Annotated in this window: 12 protein-coding genes and 1 other RNA gene; 8 read left to right on the forward strand and 5 right to left on the reverse strand. The window is 70.1% G+C overall.

What is annotated here, in order from left to right; genetic code table 11:
* Positions 1–75: 75 nt before the first annotated feature.
* The 3 genes from glgB to EDF47_RS11340 form a co-directional block, all read right to left on the reverse strand.
* Positions 76–2,631, reverse strand: a complete 2,556-nt coding sequence (gene glgB, locus EDF47_RS11330; protein WP_208320948.1) for a 1,4-alpha-glucan branching protein GlgB — start codon at positions 2,629–2,631, stop codon at positions 76–78.
* Positions 2,628–4,628 carry an alpha-1,4-glucan--maltose-1-phosphate maltosyltransferase gene (locus EDF47_RS11335; RefSeq protein WP_173168709.1) on the reverse strand — a complete coding sequence of 667 codons (2,001 nt, stop codon included), beginning with the start codon at positions 4,626–4,628 and terminating at the stop codon, positions 2,628–2,630. The genes glgB and EDF47_RS11335 overlap by 4 nt, the downstream gene beginning before the upstream one ends.
* A gap of 171 nt (positions 4,629–4,799) precedes the next feature.
* A complete protein-coding gene (locus EDF47_RS11340; RefSeq protein WP_133937129.1) occupies positions 4,800–6,863 on the reverse strand; it encodes an alpha-amylase family glycosyl hydrolase in 2,064 nt (687 codons plus the stop codon).
* A 59-nt stretch (positions 6,864–6,922) separates the two neighbouring features.
* On the opposite strand from EDF47_RS11340, the gene EDF47_RS11345 reads away from it, so the two are divergent.
* The 8 genes from EDF47_RS11345 to EDF47_RS11380 all read left to right on the forward strand — a co-directional run bounded on the left by EDF47_RS11345 (position 6,923) and on the right by EDF47_RS11380 (position 14,813).
* On the forward strand, positions 6,923–8,104 hold the full coding sequence (locus EDF47_RS11345; protein ID WP_132100216.1) for a cysteine desulfurase family protein: 1,182 nt from the start codon (positions 6,923–6,925) through the stop codon (positions 8,102–8,104).
* 60 nt (positions 8,105–8,164) lie between these two features.
* The gene (gene prfB / locus EDF47_RS11350) at positions 8,165–9,274 is read left to right on the forward strand and encodes a peptide chain release factor 2 (protein ID WP_132100217.1); all 1,110 of its coding nucleotides are present in this window, start codon (positions 8,165–8,167) and stop codon (positions 9,272–9,274) included.
* A gap of 61 nt (positions 9,275–9,335) precedes the next feature.
* Positions 9,336–10,091 carry a cell division ATP-binding protein FtsE gene (gene ftsE / locus EDF47_RS11355; RefSeq protein ID WP_111086441.1) on the forward strand — a complete coding sequence of 252 codons (756 nt, stop codon included), beginning with the start codon at positions 9,336–9,338 and terminating at the stop codon, positions 10,089–10,091.
* Positions 10,088–11,002, forward strand: a complete 915-nt coding sequence (ftsX, locus tag EDF47_RS11360) for a permease-like cell division protein FtsX (RefSeq protein ID WP_111086440.1) — start codon at positions 10,088–10,090, stop codon at positions 11,000–11,002. Before ftsE ends, ftsX begins: the two co-directional genes overlap by 4 nt.
* An 89-nt stretch (positions 11,003–11,091) precedes the next feature.
* A complete protein-coding gene (gene smpB, locus EDF47_RS11365; RefSeq protein ID WP_123294782.1) occupies positions 11,092–11,568 on the forward strand; it encodes an SsrA-binding protein SmpB in 477 nt (158 codons plus the stop codon).
* 101 nt (positions 11,569–11,669) lie between these two features.
* Positions 11,670–12,046, forward strand: a transfer-messenger RNA (tmRNA) gene (gene ssrA, locus EDF47_RS11370).
* Positions 12,047–12,206: 160 nt separating this feature from the next.
* Positions 12,207–13,016, forward strand: coding sequence for a hypothetical protein (locus tag EDF47_RS11375; protein WP_133937127.1), 810 nt, complete (start codon positions 12,207–12,209; stop codon positions 13,014–13,016).
* A 129-nt stretch (positions 13,017–13,145) separates the two neighbouring features.
* Positions 13,146–14,813, forward strand: coding sequence for an APC family permease (locus EDF47_RS11380; RefSeq protein ID WP_207906692.1), 1,668 nt, complete (start codon positions 13,146–13,148; stop codon positions 14,811–14,813).
* Positions 14,814–14,849: 36 nt separating this feature from the next.
* Here EDF47_RS11380 and EDF47_RS11385 read toward each other — a convergent pair whose 3' ends face one another.
* Together EDF47_RS11385 and EDF47_RS11390 are read right to left on the reverse strand one after the other, a co-directional pair.
* Positions 14,850–16,157, reverse strand: coding sequence for an LLM class flavin-dependent oxidoreductase (locus EDF47_RS11385; RefSeq protein ID WP_132100220.1), 1,308 nt, complete (start codon positions 16,155–16,157; stop codon positions 14,850–14,852).
* A gap of 3 nt (positions 16,158–16,160) precedes the next feature.
* Positions 16,161–17,558, reverse strand: a complete 1,398-nt coding sequence (locus tag EDF47_RS11390; protein WP_132100221.1) for a PLP-dependent transferase — start codon at positions 17,556–17,558, stop codon at positions 16,161–16,163.
* Positions 17,559–17,617: the final 59 nt, after the last annotated feature.

The following is a 17,617-nucleotide window of genomic DNA, read 5'->3' on the forward strand; positions in this document are numbered from 1 at the left end:
CAGACGGGAGGCCCGGTGCCAGCTGGCACCGGGCCTCCCGTCCGTCTGCGGCCGCGTCCAGGACGCGGGCCACAGCTAGCGCTCGAGCTTGAGCCAGACAGCCCCGAGCGGCGGCACCACGAGGTGCGCCGATGCGGGTCGGCCGGCCCACGGGGTGTCCTCGGCGGTGACGACTCCGAGGTTGCCGACACCGGAGCCGCCGTACTCCGCGGCGTCGGTGTTGAGCACCTCGTGCCACTCGCCGGCGCTCGGCAGGCCGAACCGACGCTCCACGGGCACGCCCGAGAAGTTCACGAACACCGCCAGCCGGTCGTCGCCGTCCTTGCGCAGGAACCCGAGCGTCGAGTGGGGTGCGTCGCCGCCCTCGATCCACTCGAAGCCGTCGGCCGTGCTGTCGTGCGTCCAGAGCGCGGGCGTGTCCTTGTACACCCGGTTCAGGGCGGCGACGAGGTCCTGCACGCCGCGGTGCCCGGGCTGGTCGAGGAGCCACCAGTCGAGCCCCTTCGCCTCGGACCACTCTGCGGGCTGGGCGAACTCCTGCCCCATGAAGAGCAGCTGCTTGCCGGGGTGCGCCCACATGAACGCCAGGTATGCCCGGACGTTCGCGAGCTTCTGCCACTCGTCGCCGGGCATCTTGCCGTAGAGGGAACCCTTGCCGTGCACGACCTCGTCGTGGCTGATCGGCAGGGTGAACTGCTCACTGAAGGCGTAGACGAGCGAGAACGTGATCTCGTCGTGGTGGTAGCTGCGGTACGCGGGGTCGCGCTGCACGTACTCGAGCGAGTCGTGCATCCAGCCCATGTTCCACTTCTGGCCGAACCCGAGCCCACCGGCGCTCGTCGGCTGGGTCACGCCGGGCCACGAGGTGCTCTCCTCGGCGATCATGACGATGCCCGGGTAGCGCTTGTAGGCGGTGGCGTTCGTCTCCTGCAGGAACGCGACGGCGTCCAGGTTCTCGCGGCCGCCGTGGATGTTCGGCAGCCAGTCGGTGCGGGAGTAGTCGAGGTACAGGATCGAGGCGACGGCGTCGACCCGCAGGCCGTCGATGTGGAACTCCTCGAGCCAGTACAGGGCGTTGGCGACCAGGAAGTTCCGGACCTGCGGCTGCCCGAAGTCGAACACGTAGGTGCCCCAGTCGAGCTGCTCGCCGCGGCGAGGGTCCGGGTGCTCGAACAGTGCGTGGCCGTCGAAGCGTCCGAGTGCCCACTCGTCCTTCGGGAAGTGTCCGGGGACCCAGTCCATGATCACGCCGATGCCGGCGGAGTGCAGACGGTCGATCAGGTACCGCAGGTCGTCGGGGGAGCCGTAGCGTGCGGTCGGGGCGTAGTACCCGGTGACCTGGTAGCCCCACGAGCCGCCGAACGGGTGCTCGGCGAGCGGCAGGAACTCCACGTGCGTGAAGCCCGTGTACTGCACGTGCCCGATGAGCTGGTCGGCGACCTCGCGGTAGGACAGCCCGGGGCGCCACGAGCCGAGGTGGACCTCGTAGACGCTCATCGGCGCATCGTGCGTGGTCGTCTCCGCGCGGCGTTCCATCCAGGCAAGGTCGCCCTCGGACCAGGTGTAGCTCGACTCGGTGATGACCGAGGCGGTGGCCGGGGCGATCTCGGCCTCGCGGGCGAACGGGTCCGCGCGCTCGACCCAGCCGGAGTCGGTGAGGATCTGGAACTTGTACCGCTGCCCCGCGACGGCTCCGGGCCAGAACAGCTCCCAGACGCCGAGGTCGCTCAGGCGGCGCATCGCGGTGGTGCGGCCTTCCCAGCCCTCGAAGTCGCCGATGACGCGCACGGCGGTGGCTCGGGGTGCCCACACGGAGAACGCGACGCCGTCGACACCGTCGATCGTGCGGAGGTGCGCGCCGAGGTGGTGCCAGAGCTGCTCGTCGCGGCCCTCACCGAACAGGTGCAGGTCGAGCTCGCCGAGCGTCGGGGCGAACCGGTACGCGTCGTCGGTCGTCCAGGTGGCGTCGTCCTCTTCCGAGGACTCGTCGAAGTCGTAGTCGGCCTCGACCCGGTAGCGCCCGAGCTCCTCGGCGGTGGCACCGGCCCAGAGACCGTCGCCCTCGTGGGTCAGCTCGACGTCGTCGCCGTCGAGCCGGACGAGCCGGACCGCCTGCGCCAGATGGCGCACCACGCGGACGCTCGTGCCACCGTCGACGGCGTGCGGGCCGAGGACGTCGTGGGGCTGGGACCAGCGGCCCTCGGCGACCTGTTGGCGCAGCCACTGCTCGACCGGAGCCGGGCGCGGGCCCGTGCTGTCGGCGGTGGCGGGCTCGGGAGCCGGCGGCGTCGGGAGGGCGGTCGACGGCGCGACGGTGGACGGGCCTCCGGTCGGAGCGCCCGAGGACGCGACGGCGTCGACGGACGGTACCCGCGGGTGCGTCGCGTCGGCGGGGTGCCCCGCCAGCGTGGCGGACTCGGCGACCCCGCGGTCGGGCGCCTCGCGCGGTGCAGCGGGAGCGCCTGGCAGGTCCTCGTCGGGGGCGGAGACCCGCGGCTCGTAGCGCGGCTCCGGCTTCGCGTCGGACGGTGTCCGCGCGGGCACGGGCGGCGGCGGGGGCGGGACCGGCGGTACGGCAGGGCCGCGGCGCGACGGCGGGGTCGGCTGGGGTGCGGTCGGGTCGTTCGTCATCGGTGCAGTCCTTCCACGACGAGCAGGTGCACGGGTTCCTGGAACGCGTCCAGGCGGACGTAGTTCGACGCGCCCCAGACCCAGCGCTGCCCGGTCACGACGTCACGGACGTCGAACCGGCTGTCGGCCGGCAGGCCGAGCGCAGCGAGGTCCAGGTGCACGGTGGTCTCACGCGCCGAGTGCGGGTCGACGTTCGCGACGACGATCACGGTGTCGGCGTGCCCGGAGCGGATGAACTCGCCGGACAGGTGCTTCGAGTACACGACGGTCGCCGGGTCGTCGGCGGCGTGCACGTGCAGGTTCCGCAGCTGGCGGAGCGCGGGGTGCGCGGCACGGAGCCGGTTGAGCATCGTCACGTACGGGGCGAGCGACGCGCCCTCGGCCTCAGCCAGGGCGAAGTCACGCGGCTTGTACTCGTACTTCTCGTTGTCGATGTTCTCTTCCGAGCCGGGTCGGGCGACGTCCTCGAACAGCTCGTACCCGGAGTACATGCCCCACGTCGGGGCGCCCGTCGCAGCGAGCGCGGCACGAACCTTGTAGCCGGCGCGACCGCCGAACTGCAGGTACTCGGTGAGGATGTCCGGTGTGTTCACGAACAGGTTCGGGCGCAGGTAGTCGCTCGTCTCGTGCGACAGCTCCTCGAAGTAGGACTCGATCTCTTCCTTCGTGTTCCGCCACGTGAAGTACGAGTACGACTGCTGGAACCCGACCTCGGCCAGTGCGCGCATCATCGCCGGCCGGGTGAACGCCTCGGCCAGGAACACGGTGTCCGGGTGCTCGTCGCGGACTTCGCGGATGACGCGCTCCCAGAACCAGAGCGGCTTGGTGTGCGGGTTGTCGACCCGGAAGATCCGGATGCCGAAGTCGATCCAGTGCCGCAGGACGCGCAGGACCTCGGCGACCAGGCCCTCGGGGTCGGAGTCGAACTGGATCGGGTAGATGTCCTGGTACCGCTTCGGCGGGTTCTCGGCCGTGGCGATCGAGCCGTCGGCGCGCTGCGTGAACCAGTTCGGGTGCTCGGTGACCCAGGGGTGGTCGGGGGAGCACTGCAGCGCGAAGTCGAGCGCCACTTCCATGCCGGTGTTCTTGGCGGTCTCGACGAAGTCGCGGAAGTCGTCCTCGGACCCGAGGTCGGGGTGGATCGCGTCGTGCCCGCCCTCGGGGGAGCCGATCGCCCAGGGGCTGCCGGGGTCGTGCGGCCCCGGGGTGAGCGTGTTGTTCGGCCCCTTGCGCGCGGTCGTGCCGATCGGGTGGATCGGCGGCAGGTAGACGACGTCGAAGCCCATCCGGGCGACGGCGGGCAGACGACGGGCCGAGGTCCGGAAGTCGCCGCTCTTCCACGAGCCGTCCGGGTTCTTCTTCGCGCCTTCGCTGCGGGGGAAGAACTCGTACCAGGCGCCGACCCCGGCACGGGTGCGTTCGACGTCGAGCAGCTGCGTCGGGGAGTGCGTCCGGAGCGAGGTGAGCGGGGCTTCCTCGACCTCGGCCACGATGCGCGGGTCGTCGACGGCGGCCAGGCGCTCGGCCGGGTCGAGGTCGGTGTCGCGCACCTTGGCTGCCGCACGGGTGGCGGCGGGGGAGTCGGTCTCGTCGGCGAGCCGGTCGAGCAGCAGGGCGCCGTCGAGGAGCGTCGCCTCGGTGTCCACCCCGGCCGCGATCTTCAGCCGCGCGGCGTGCAGCCACGTGGCCCAGTCGTCGGAGTAGGACTCGACGTGCCAGGTCCAGACGCCGACGTGGTCGACCTGGACGGTCGCCTCGTACCGGTCGGTCCCGGGCGCGCCGAGGGCCAGGGGGACGGTCCTGGTGCCCCCGTCCGGGCGTTCGAGGACGAGGTCGGCGCCGATGATGCCGTGTCCTTCTCGGAAGACGGTCGCACCGAACGTGATCACCTCGCCGTCGAACGCCTTGCCGGGGAACCCGTTCGGCGTCCTCGGGGCGAGCTCGGTGATCGGGATGCGCCCGATCTTCGGTCGGCGGGGTCGGTCTGCGGTGGCCACGGAGCCGACGCTACCCGGCGAGCGCCTCCGCGTTCCCCGGAATCCGCCCGCTGTGGGCGGTCGGGCGCGCCGTGGACCTGTGGAGGAACCGGACGGGAGGCCCGTGGCGGGGCCGCCACGGGCCTCCCGTCCGCCCGCTGGTCACGTGCCGGGCGCGGGCCGGATCGCGCGCTACGCCGGCTCGAACAGGTGGATGCCGGGGCCGTACGCGGTGAACACCTGACCGGCGGGGCGGAGCCGCTCGTGGTCACGGTGCTTCTCGCTCGACCACGCGAGGCGGTAGCCGAGCACGTCCTCGCGCACCGGCAGCGTCAGGTCACGGGTGCGCCCGCTGCCGTGCACCACGACCAGCACGCGGTCGTACGGCTCGTGCTCGGGCGTCGACTCGGCGAAGTACTGCAGGACGCGGTGCACCGGCTGGTCCCAGCCCTCGATGGTCATCGGGTGCCCGTCCGGCCCGTACCAGGACATCCGCGAGGCACCCGGGGTCTCCTGCCCCTCGACGCCGAAGCGCGTCGGCCGGAGTGCGGGGTGCGCCTGCCGGAACCGGGCGAGCGCGGCGACGGCCTCGGTCATCGACTCGGCGTCCTCGTCGTCGGACCAGTCCACCGGGGTGAGGTCGTCGGACACGACGTACGCGTTGTTGTTGCCGTGCTGCGTGCGGCTCCGCTCGTCACCCGCGGTGAGCATCGGCACGCCGGCGGAGAGCAGCAGCGTCGCCGCGAGGTTCCGCATCGACCGGCCGCGCGCTGCCCGGACGCCGCGGTCGGCGGTGTCGCCCTCGATGCCGTGGTTGAACGAGCGGTTGTCGTTCGAACCGTCGCGGTTCTCCTCGCCGTTCGCCTCGTTGTGCTTGCCGTCGTACGACACCAGGTCGAGCAGCGTGAAGCCGTCGTGGGCGGTGACGAAGTTGACGCTCGCGAGCGGACCGCGGTCGGCACCGAAGACGTGGCGCGAGCCGGTCAGGGCGCCGGCGAGGGCGCCGATGCCGGTGCGGGGCATGCCGTTGCGGCGTTCCTCGGCGATGTCCGTCAGCCAGAACTGGCGGACCGTGTTGCGGAAGGCGTCGTTCCACTCACTGGTCCGGTCGCCGGCCGCCCCGAACGAGCCGGTCTTCCAACCGTCGGGTCCGACGTCCCACGGTTCGGCGATGACCAGGGTGTCCTGCAGGTCGGGGTGGTTCCGGATCCGCTCGAGCAGGGGGTGCTGCGGATCGAAGACGTGGTGGGCGTCGCGGGCGAGCGCGGCCATCAGGTCGAAGCGGAAGCCGTCGACCTGCACCTCGCGCGCCCAGTAGACCAGGCTGTCGACGATCAGGTCCGCCGTGGACTCCACCGAGGTGTCCAGGGTGTTCCCGCAGCCGGTGGTGTCGTAGTAGGTGTCCCGGAACGGCGGCGCGGCCTGGGTCCACCGGTACCGCTCCGCACCGTCGATGCCGCGCAGGCTGGTGGTGGGCCCGCCGAGGCCCTCTTCCGCCGTGTGGTTGTAGACGACGTCGAGCACCACCTGGATGCCCGCTTCGTGCAGCAGCCGGACCATGCCCTTGAACTCGCGCAGGACCGCGGACGCGCCCTCGGCCCGTGCGGGTGCGGAAGCGTGCGCGGCGTGCGGCGCGAAGAACCCGAGGGTGTTGTAGCCCCAGGCGTTCTCGCGGCCGGCGTCCCGCAACCAGTTCTCGGTGTCGAACGCGTGCACCGGCAGGAGCTCGAGCGTCGTGACACCGATCCGGTGCAGGTGCGCGATGGTGCTCTCGTGCGCCACCCCGGCGTACGTGCCGCGCAGGTGCTCCGGCAGGTGCGGGTTCGCGGCGGTCAGGGTGCGGACGTTCGCCTCGTAGACCACGGCGCGGTCGAGCGGGACCGTGGGCTTGACGACGCCGCCCCAGTCGAAGGCGTCGTCCACGACGACGCTCGTCCAGCGGGGCGTGCCGAGTCCGGTCGGGGCGATGCCGCGGGCGTACGGGTCGAGCAGGGGCCGTGTCGGGTCGAACTCGTTCCGCGGTCCGACGGGCCCGTCGACGAGCAGGTGGTACCGGTCACCCGGGGCGGCGCCGGGGGTCTCGGCCGTCCACAGGTCGGTCGCCGGCAGCCGCTCGAGCGGGTACCGGACCGGCTGCCCGTCCGCTCGCTCGACGACCACGACGACGGCCGTGGCGGTGGCGGACCGCAGGGAGAACCGCGGGACGTCGGCCCCGAGGTCGAACCCCGGGGTGTGGTCGATCGCTGTCTCGTGCACCCGACAAGGGTACGAGGACCGGCGCGTATCCTGGACACCGCTCGTTCCAGGGGGTGCAGATGCCGGTCTACCTCGACCACGCCGCGACGACGCCGATCCTGCCGGAGGCGCTCGCCGCGTTCACCGATGCGCTCGGCACCGTCGGCAACCCGTCGTCGATCCACAGCGCCGGGCAGCGCGCCAAGATGCTGCTCGAGGACGGTCGCGCCGCGGTCGCCCGGTCGCTCGACGCCGACACCGTCGAGGTCGTCTTCACCTCCGGCGGCACGGAGAGCATCAACCTCGCCGTGAAGGGCCTGTTCTGGGCCCGGCAACGCGACCGTGCCCGCCCCCGCATCGTCGTGCCGGGTGGCGAGCACCACGCCACCGTCGACACCCTGACCTGGTTGGAGACGCACGAGGGGGCCGTCATCGACGTGGTCCCGTTGGACGCGCAGGGTCGCGTCGACCTCGTCGGACTGGAGGCACGGCTCGCCTCCGCCGACGACGTCGCCCTGGTCACGTTCCTGTGGGCGAACAACGAGGTGGGCACCATCCAGCCCGTGGCACGGATCGTGGAGCTGGCGCACGCCGCTGGCGTGCCCGTGCACAGCGACGCCGTCGCCGCCTACGGCCAGGTGCCGGTGTCGTTCGCCGCGTCCGGCCTCGACGCCCTGAGTGTCTCCGCGCACAAGGTCGGCGGACCGGTCGGCATCGGTGCGCTGGTGCTCGGGCGGAAGGCCACCGTCGAGCCCCTCATCCACGGCGGCGGGCAGCAGCGCCAGGTGCGGAGCGGCACCCAGGACGCCCCCGCTGCGGCCTCGTTCGGCGTCGCGGCCACGATGGTCGCCGCCGAGCCGATGCCGCACCCGTCGCTCGTCGCCCTGCGCGACCGGCTCGTCGCCGGAGTCCGTGCGGCCGTGCCGTCCGCCGTGCTGATGGGGGACCCCGACGACCGGCTGCCCGGCAACGCGCACTTCACGTTCCCGGGCTGCGAGGGCGACTCGCTGCTGTTCCTGCTCGACGCGGCCGGGGTCGCCGTCTCGACCGGATCCGCGTGCCAGGCCGGTGTGCCCGAGGCGTCGCACGTGCTGCTCGCGATGGGCCTGTCGGAGCAGGACGCCCGCGGCGCGCTCCGGATCACGCTCGGACACACCTCGACCGATGCGGACGTCGACGCCTTCCTGGCGGCGCTGCCGGACGCGGTCGCGCGGGCCGGGGCTGCGGGCATGGCGTCACGGGAGCCGTTGCTGGGGCGGTAGCGCGCCCGCCGGCGCGGGTGCGACGCCGACCGGCCTGCCGCGCCGGTAGGATCGGTGACCATGGTCGAACTGGACTTCACCGAGCAGCTCTCCGCCCTCCGAGAGACCTTCGGCAACATCCGCTCGGTGGTCGACGTCGACCGCCTGCAGCGTGAGATCGCCGACCTCAGCGAGCAGGCGGGCGCCCAGGACCTCTGGGACGACGTCGAGCACGCGCAGCAGGTGACGAGCGCGCTCTCGCACCGGCAGTCGGAGCTCAAGAAGATCACCGACACCGAGCGACGCATCGACGACCTCGAGGTGCTGGTCGAGATGGCGAACGAGGGCGATGACCAGGACTCGGCCGACGAAGCCGTCGCCGAGCTCAAGGCGGTCCAGAAGACCATGGGCGACCTCGAGGTGCAGACGCTCCTCGACGGCGAGTACGACGACCGCCCCGCCGTGATCACCATCCGCGCCGGGGCCGGTGGCGTCGACGCCGCGGACTTCGCCGAGATGCTCATGCGCATGTACCTGCGGTACGCCGAACAGCACGGCTTCAAGACCACCGTGATGGAGACGTCCTACGCCGAAGAAGCGGGCATCAAGTCCGCCACGTTCGAGGTCGACGCGCCCCACGCCTTCGGCACCCTGTCGATCGAGGCCGGCACCCACCGACTCGTGCGCATGTCGCCGTTCGGCGCAGCGGGCAAGCGGCAGACCTCGTTCGCCGCGGTCGAGGTCATCCCGCTCATGCCGGAGACGATGGTCATCGACATCCCCGAGAACGACATCCGCGTCGACGTCTTCCGTTCGTCGGGCCCCGGCGGGCAGTCCGTCAACACGACCGACTCCGCGGTGCGCCTGACGCACATCCCGACCGGCACCGTCGTCTCGATGCAGAACGAGAAGTCGCAGATCCAGAACCGTGCGGCCGCCATGCGCGTGCTGCAGTCGCGCCTGCTCCTCCTGAAGAAGGAAGAGGAGAACGCGAAGAAGAAGGAACTCGCCGGCAACATCACGGCGAGCTGGGGCGACCAGATCCGGTCCTACGTGCTGGCGCCGTACCAGATGGTCAAGGACCTGCGGAGCGAGCACGAGGTGAACAACCCCTCAGCCGTGTTCGACGGCGACCTGGACGGCTTCATCAACGCCGGCATCCGCTGGCGCAAGCAATCCGTCGACGCGTAGGGGTTCGTGAGCCGCGCGCCTCGCTTGCTTTCCAAGCGGGGCGACCTACCCTGATCCGGTCATGATCAAATTCGACCAGGTCACCAAGGTCTACTCGGGCAACCCGAGTCCGGCGCTCGACAACCTCACCCTCGAGATCCTCAAGGGCGAGTTCGTGTTCCTCGTGGGCGCCTCGGGTTCCGGCAAGTCCAGCTTCCTGCGCCTCGTGCTCAAGGAGGAGAAGCCCTCCCGCGGCCAGATCCACGTGCTCGGGCAGCGCCTCGGGTCCCTGGCGTCGCGGAAGGTCCCGTACTTCCGGCGCAACCTCGGCGTCGTGTTCCAGGACTTCCGACTCCTGCCCAACAAGAACGTCTTCGACAACGTCGCGTTCTCGCTGCAGGTGATCGGCAAGAGCAAGGGCTTCATCAGCGAGGCCGTCACGGACGTGCTGAAGCTCGTCGGACTCGCGGGCAAGGCGACCCGCATGCCGCACGAGCTCTCCGGTGGTGAGCAGCAGCGCGTGGCGATCGCCCGCGCCGTCGTCAACAAACCGGCGATCCTGCTGGCCGACGAGCCCACCGGCAACCTGGACCCCACCACGTCCGCCGGCATCATGGCGCTCCTCGAACGCATCAACCAGGGAGGCACCACCGTGCTCATGGCGACCCACGACGCCAGCATCGTGAACCAGATGCAGCGTCGGGTCATCGAGCTGTCGAACGGCACGGTCCTCCGTGACGAGCAGTCCGGCGGCTACCAGACCCAGGCGGTCCCGATCCAGCGCGGCACCGTGTCGAACACCACCGGCATCCAGACCATCCCGGGGCTCATCCGATGAGGCTCGGGCTCGTCATGTCCGAGGTCGGCTCGGGCCTGCGGCGCAACGCGTCGATGGTCGTCTCCGTCGTCCTCGTGACCTTCATCTCGCTCACCTTCGTCGGGACAGCGATCCTGCTCCAGATGCAGATCAACCAGATGAAGGGGTACTGGTACGACCGGGCGCAGGTCGCCGTCTACCTGTGCACCGACACCGACACCACCGGCAACTGCACGGGTGCCAAGGCCACCGAGGACCAGCGGAAGCAGGTCCAGGCCCAGCTCGAGTCGTCCACCCTCAAGCCGTACATCGAGAAGACGTACTACGAGGACCAGGACCAGGCGTTCACCCGCTTCAAGGAGCAGTTCAAGGACTCCGCGGCGACCGAGTTCGTCAAGCCCGAGTACCTGAACGAGACGTTCTGGGTGAACCTGAAGAACCCGTCGCAGGCCGACGTCCTCGTCGAGAGCCTGTCGAAGGTCGCCGGTGTGCAGAGCGTCGTCGACCAACGCGGCTACCTGCAACCGATCTTCAACCTGCTCAACGCGTCGTCGTACACGGCGATCGGCATCGCGGCGCTCATGCTCGTCGCGGCCGTGCTCCTCATCGCGACCACGATCCGGTTGTCCGCCTTCAGTCGCAGGCGAGAGCTCGGCATCATGCGGCTGGTCGGTGCGTCGAACCGGTTCATCCAGACGCCGTTCGTGCTCGAGGGGGTGATCGCCGCCGCCATCGGTGCCGTCCTGGCGGGTGGTGCCATCACCGCGGTGGTGTGGTTCTTCGTCCGGAACTTCCTGGCCGAGCGCTTCACCGGCACAGCCTTCATCGGCATGGGGGATGCGGCCATCGTGGTGCCGTCGGTGATCGTCATCGGGGTGTTGCTCGCCGCGGTGTCGGCGTCGATCGCCATCCGCCGCTACCTCAAGGTCTGATCCGCCGCGCCGGGAAGGTGCGTGCGGCGCCTGCTGTTGGGTAGTCTGTAGGGCTGCGCAGCGCAGTGCCCGGTACGAGAGGAGTCGTCATGGCGAAGGAACGCGGTGAGAAGATCGTCGCGACGAACCGTCGCGCCCGACACGACTACCTCATCGAGGACACGTACGAGGCCGGCATGGTCCTGTCCGGCACCGAGGTGAAGTCCCTGCGCATGGGACGCGCCTCGTTGGTCGACGGGTACGCCTACATCGACCGGGGCGAAGCCTGGATCGATGCCGTGCACATCCCCGAGTACACCGAGGGCACGTGGAACAACCACGCACCTCGGCGCAAGCGCAAGCTGCTCCTCCACAAGCAGCAGATCGTGAAGATCTCGCACAAGACGGCCCAGGGCGGCTACACCCTCGTGCCGCTGCAGATCTACTTCCACGACGGTCGCGCCAAGATCGAGATCGCGGTCGCCAAGGGCAAGCGCGAGTTCGACAAGCGTCAGGCCATGCGGGAGAAGACCGACAAGCGTGAGGCCGAGCGGGCCATGCGCACGAAGAACCGCGTCGGCGAGTAGCGGCCTCGCACCTCGGTCAGCTAGACTGAGGGACTGCTCCGATCGGAGTAGTCGCAACACAACTCAACAGCGTGACAGCGGCTCGCACGTCCGGCCCGCATGGGGATGATCGGTTTCGACATTGCCTGTGTGCCGACGGGAAGCGGGCCGAGGACCCACGGTTATCTCGTGAACGATCCGTGGAAAACAACAAGTGCCAATTCCAAGCGCACTGACTTCGCTCTCGCTGCGTAAGCAGCCCAGCACATGAAGTCCGTCGGCCAGGTGACCGTCCCCTAACCTGATCCCGGCGTCATCCAGAGGACTTGCTGCACGGTTGCGCCTCAGGGCCGTGCGGGACTTGCACTGAGACTGGGCCCGTCGTCCTAGAAGCCGGTAGCAAAGGACGGGGCCGAGCAGAACGAACTATCCGGATACGCCCGTAGAAGACGTCGAATTGCAGCGATGGACGGGGGTTCGATTCCCCCCATCTCCACCATTCGCCGGTCGTCGAGCCGCTGTCACCACGTGTTGCACGAACGCCCCGTCACCGTCCCTGGACGATGCCGGGGCGTTCGCTGTCTCGCCACGTCAGGGGACTACGCTCCGGAGGAGGCGCAGGGAAACGCCCGCGCCGACCCCGAACGGAAGGCCCCCACGTGGTGCAGGAGATCGCGATCCGAGTCCGTCTGCGCGAGCAGGAGCGAGTGGTGCTCGCCGACTACGAGCGGATCGTGGGGTCCGTCGCCACGGTTGCCGCCCTCGCTGCCTGGCTGCCCACGCCCGACGCCCGCCTGGTCGTCCGCGGCCGGGGTGCCGAGCCCGTCCGCCTCGAGACCGTCACCTACGGTTCGGTCGTCGAGATGCTCGTCGTGCTCGACCAGCGTTCGGCTGCTGTCGAACGGGGTGCAGCAGCGATCGCGGCGCTGATCGAGTCGGTGCGGCACGAGCACGTCGCCGATGACGTGGCCGGGGTCGCCGGTGAGCTGGACCGCCTGGACCGCGCTGCACCGCGTGGACGGTCGGTCGTCGAGCGCACGCTCCGCACGTTCCTCGAGGGTGCGCGCGCCGACGTCCTGGCACGCAAGACCACGACCCGGGTGCGGACCGCGCAGGCGCTGTTGCGGCTCGCCGAGGACGACGCGGTGCTCACCGTGGAGCGGGTGACGGACGCGCTCGCGCCCGTGCTCGAGGAACACGCGGTCGACGTCGCGCTGGACACGGGTTCCGCCGTGGTCGTCGAGCCGATCGACGGGGTCGAGTCGCCGGAGCAGGCACCGGTCCTGCCGTTGCCTTCGGGGGAAGCGAAGCCGAAGAAGTCGGACGAGAAGCCGTCCAAGAAGCAGAGCGACGGCAAGAAGAAGTCCGACAAGAAGAAGTCGGACAAGAAGGACGACGGCAAGAAGAAGTCCGACAAGAAGAAGTCGGACAAGAAGGACGACGGCAAGAAGAAGAAGTCCAAGAAGTAGCAGCCTGAGTGCTTATACAGCACAATTGTTTCCGGCATGTTAAAGAATCCGGCCAAGCCGCTGTCCCGGTGCCAGAGTCGATGAGCGCGACCCCCGTTCGTGGGGCCCGCTCACTCGACGGGAGCAGCAGTGGCTACAACGACGACGCCGGCGTTGCCGGACTCCGGCCTCAAGCGGAACGTGGGCTTCATCGGGCTCATCTGGGCCTCGACGGGGTCGATCATCGGCTCCGGTTGGCTCTTCGGGTCGCAGGAGGCCCTGAAGACCGCCGGCCCGGCCGCGATCATCTCGTGGCTCATCGGTGGTGTGGCGATCCTCGTCCTCGCCCTCGTACACGCCGAACTCGGCGGCATGTTCCCGATCGCGGGCGGGACGGCACGGTTCCCGCACATCGCGTTCGGTGGCATCGCCGGCGCGTCGTTCGGCTGGTTCTCCTGGTTGCAGTCCGTGACCGTCGCCCCGATCGAGGTCGAGGCGATGATCAAGTACGCGCAGCACTGGCAGTTCGCGCACCCGTGGCTGCACACGACGACGGTGGACGGGGAGACGCAGCAGCTGCTCACCGGCGCGGGCATCGCGGTCGCCGTCGTCCTCATGGCGGTGGTCACCGTGATCAACCTGCTCAGCGTCCGGATCCTCGCGAACACGAACTCGGCGGCGACGTGGTGGAAGGTCGCCATCCCGCTGCTGGTCATCATCGTGCTGGCGTTCAGCGGGTTCCACGGCTCGAACTTCACGGCGGCTGACGGCTTCATGCCCGAGGGTGCCAAGGGGGTCCTGGCGGCGGTGTCCACCTCCGGCATCATCTTCGCCTTCCTGGGCTTCGAGCAGGCCGACCAGCTCGCGGGTGAAGCGAAGAACCCGCGGCGGGACATCCCGCGCGCCGTCATCGGCTCGGTGCTCATCGGGCTGGTGATCTACCTGCTGCTGCAGGTCGTGTTCCTCGGGGTGCTCCGGTCGGATGCGATCCAGGGGTCCTGGGCCACCGCCGACTTCACGAAGTACACGGGGCCGTTCGCCGACATCGCGATGGCCGCGGGCATCACGTGGCTGGCGGTGGTCATCTTCATCGACGCGATCATCTCGCCCGCGGGGACCGGGCTGATCTACGTGACGGCGACGAGCCGCATCTCCTACGGACTCAGTCGCAACGGGTACTTCCCGAAGGCGTTCGAGTGGACGACGAAGCAGGGCGTGCCGTGGGTCGGGCTCGTCGCGGCGTTCGTCGTCGGTTGCGCGTGCTTCGCACCGTTCCCCTCGTGGCAGGGGCTGGTGAGCCTCATCACGAGCGCGTCGGTCCTGATGTACGCCGGTGCCCCGTTGGCGCTCGGTGCGTTCCGGAAGCGGATCCCGGAGATCGAGCGCCCCTACCGGATGCCCGCCGCAGCGGTGCTGTCACCGATCGCGTTCATCGTCGCGAACCTCATCATCCTGTGGACCGGGTGGGACACCGACTGGAAGCTCGGCGTCGCGATCCTCATCGGTGCCGTGGTGATCATCCTGAACAACGTGTTCCGCGGTGCCTCGAGCGTCCGGCCGCGCTGGGACTGGAAGGCGGCGCAGTGGCTGCTGCCGTACCTGATCGGCATGGGGCTCATCGTGTTCCTCAGCGACTTCGGTCCGCTGACGCACCCGGTGTTCCCGCTGTGGATCGACATCGTCGTCGTCGCGGTGTTCTCGCTGGTGATCTACTACTGGGCGATCAACTCCGCCTCGGACCGTGCGGAGATCCTCCGCACGGCCGACGACGTCCGTGACGTCGAGGAATCAGGCGTGGTCGAGCCGGTCCACCACTAGTCGAGCCGGTCCACCACTAGTCGAGCCGGTCCACCACTAGAAGTCGAACAGGTTCGCCCGGATGCCCCCGGCGCCGTACTCCCGCCGCAGGAGCCCACGGCGCCGGAGCACCGGCACCAGGTCGCCGAACATCCGGTGGATCTGCGCCGGGTGCAGGTCGCCCGAGAAGATGATGCCGTCGTTGTCGGCGTCCGACCCGAGCTCCTCGATGAAGTCGGCGAACTCGTCGGCGGTGCCGACGAAGCCCTCGCGCGAGGACACCCGCCCCTTGCGGGCCTTGCGTTCCAGGAGCGCGCGCAGCGGGGCGTCCGGGGTGTCGCCGAGCAGCCCGCGGATCGTGCCGGCGGAGACGTGGTCGCCGAAGGTCCCGTCCGGCACGGGCGCGTCGAGGTCGAGCGCGAGCAGGTCCGTCTCGGAGTCGCTCGACCACGCGATCGCCGCGGTCCGCAGGTCGTCGTCGGACGGGTGCCGGGACGCCTCGACGATCCGGTCGGCCTCGTCGGACGACGAGACGATCTCGGGCTTGAGGACGAACAGGATGCGCAGGTCGGCGGCCGTGCGTCCGGCGGCCTGCGCTGCGGCGATCACGCGACCGCGGTAGTCCGCCACCGCGGCGGCCGACAGGGGCGCGAGCGCGAGTTGCACGTCCGAGTGGGTGCCGGCGAACGCGAGGCCCCGACCGGAGCCACCGGGGGAGACGACCACCGGGTCCGAGTCGAGGGGCAGCGCGTTGAGCGGGCCGTCGGCGGTGAAGTACGCGCCCTCGTGGTGGAACGCGTCGAGGGCGTCGCCGTCAGCGAAGTGCCAGTCGGAGGGGTCCCCGACGTACCCGGACGACTCCCACGACCCCCAGAGCCGGCGGAGCAGCGTGATCCACTCCTCGGCACGGTCGTACGCCTGGTCGTGCGGCAGCGGCGGCAGACCGGCGTGCCGGGCACTGCCGACGTCGGTCACGACGTTGATGCCGAGCCGCTCGGAGGACAGGTGCGCCAGTGTTGCGAACTGTCGTGCGGCCAGGTACGGCGGCGTGAAGCCGGCGTTCACGGTCGGCGCGATGCCGATGTGCGAGGTCGCCGCGAACAGGTACGGCGCGAGCAGCAGCGGGTCGTGCTTCGGGCCGCCGTACGCCTGGCGGATGCGCAGGTCGAGCGTCGACGGGTTACCGAGCGAGATGGCGTCCTCGGCGATGACCAGGTCCATGCCGGCGTGCTCGAGCGTGCGGACGGACTGCTGGTACAGGTCGGGCTTGGTCCAGTCGTGGCCCCAGTCCCAGTCCGAGCGCCCCCACGCCTGCGGGCCGAACCCGCGCGAGAAGAAGTACCCGAAGTGTTGCGGTCGTGCCATCGTCTAGAGCTCCTCCGAGATCACGTGCGTGCCTGGGACCGAGTGTTCCAGGGACGCACGCTCCGCGTCGGACGCGCCACGGGCCTCCAGGCTCTCCCCGTCGATCCCGGAACGCAACGCGGCGAACCCGCGTTCCAGGTCGCGGAGCAGGTCCGCGACGTCCTCGATGCCGACCGACAGTCGGATCAGGCCGCCGTCGATGCCCTGGTCGGCGCGCTCCGCGGCGGTCTTGCCGGCGTGCGTCGTCGTCGCGGGGTGCAGGATCAGCGAGCGGACGTCGCCCAGGTGGGTCATGCGGCTGAACAGCTGGACGCTGTCGATGAAGGTGTGCGCGGCGGCTTCGCCGCCCGCCAGCGTGAACGCGAAGACGGAGCCGGCACCGCGCGGCAGGTAGCGCTGGGCGAGGTCGTGGAACGGACTGGAGGCCAGACCCGCGTGGTCGACGCTCGTCACCTCCGGCTGTGCTTCCAACCACTGCGCCACCGCCAGCGCGTTCGCGCTGTGGCGTTCCACGCGCAGGCTCAGCGTCTCGATGCCCTGGCGGATCAGGAACGCGTTGAACGGCGACGGGGTGGGGCCGATGCGCGAGGCGACGACGTCACGCGCGAAGACGACGAACGCCCGGTTGCCGTAACGCTCGACGTAGCTGTCGCCGCCGAGTGACCGCTCCGGGCTGGTGAGGTGCTGCCAGCGCTCCGGGGAGGCGGACCAGTCGAACGTGCCGCCGTCGACGACCACGCCGCCGAGGCCCGCGCCGTGGCCGGACAGGAACTTCGATGCCGAGTGGATGACGATGTCGGCACCGTGCTCGACCGGCCGGACCAGGTACGGCGTCGCCAGGGTGTTGTCGACGATCAGGGGGACGCCGGCACGGTGCGCGGTGTCGGCGACGCCGGTGATGTCGAGGACGTCGTTCTTCGGGTTCGGGATCGTCTCGGCGAAGAACGCCTTCGTGTTCGGGCGGACGAGCCGTGCCCACTCGTCGAGGTCGCGCTGGTCGGCGACGAAGTCGACCTCGATGCCGAGGCGGCCGAGGTTCTGCACGAGCAGCCCCTTGGTGCCCTCGTAGATGCTGCGGGCGGCGACGACGTGGTCGCCCGCCTGCAGGAGCCCGAGGAACGCGATGGTGGCCGCCGCCTGGCCGCTGCCGACGAGGATCGCCTCGACGCCCCGCTCGAGCAGGGCGACGCGGCGCTCGACGTCGGCGTTCGTCGGGTTGCCGAGGCGGGTGTAGGTGTAGCCGTCCTCGGTGCCGGCGAAGCGGTCGCGCGCCTGGTCGAAGTCGTCGAAGAGGAAGCCGGAGGACATGTGGATGGCCGGGATCCGTGCGCCGTGCCCTGCGTCGGGCACGAAGCCGCCGTGCACCTGTTCGGTCGAGAAACCGTGATCGTCGTTCGCCATGGGACACCTCCGGGAGTCGTCTGGCGGTAGCCTCGCAGCCTTCGCTGCGTGGACAGGCG

Origin of the sequence: Curtobacterium sp. PhB190 (assembly GCF_004365385.1) — a bacterium.
GTDB lineage: Bacteria > Actinomycetota > Actinomycetes > Actinomycetales > Microbacteriaceae > Curtobacterium.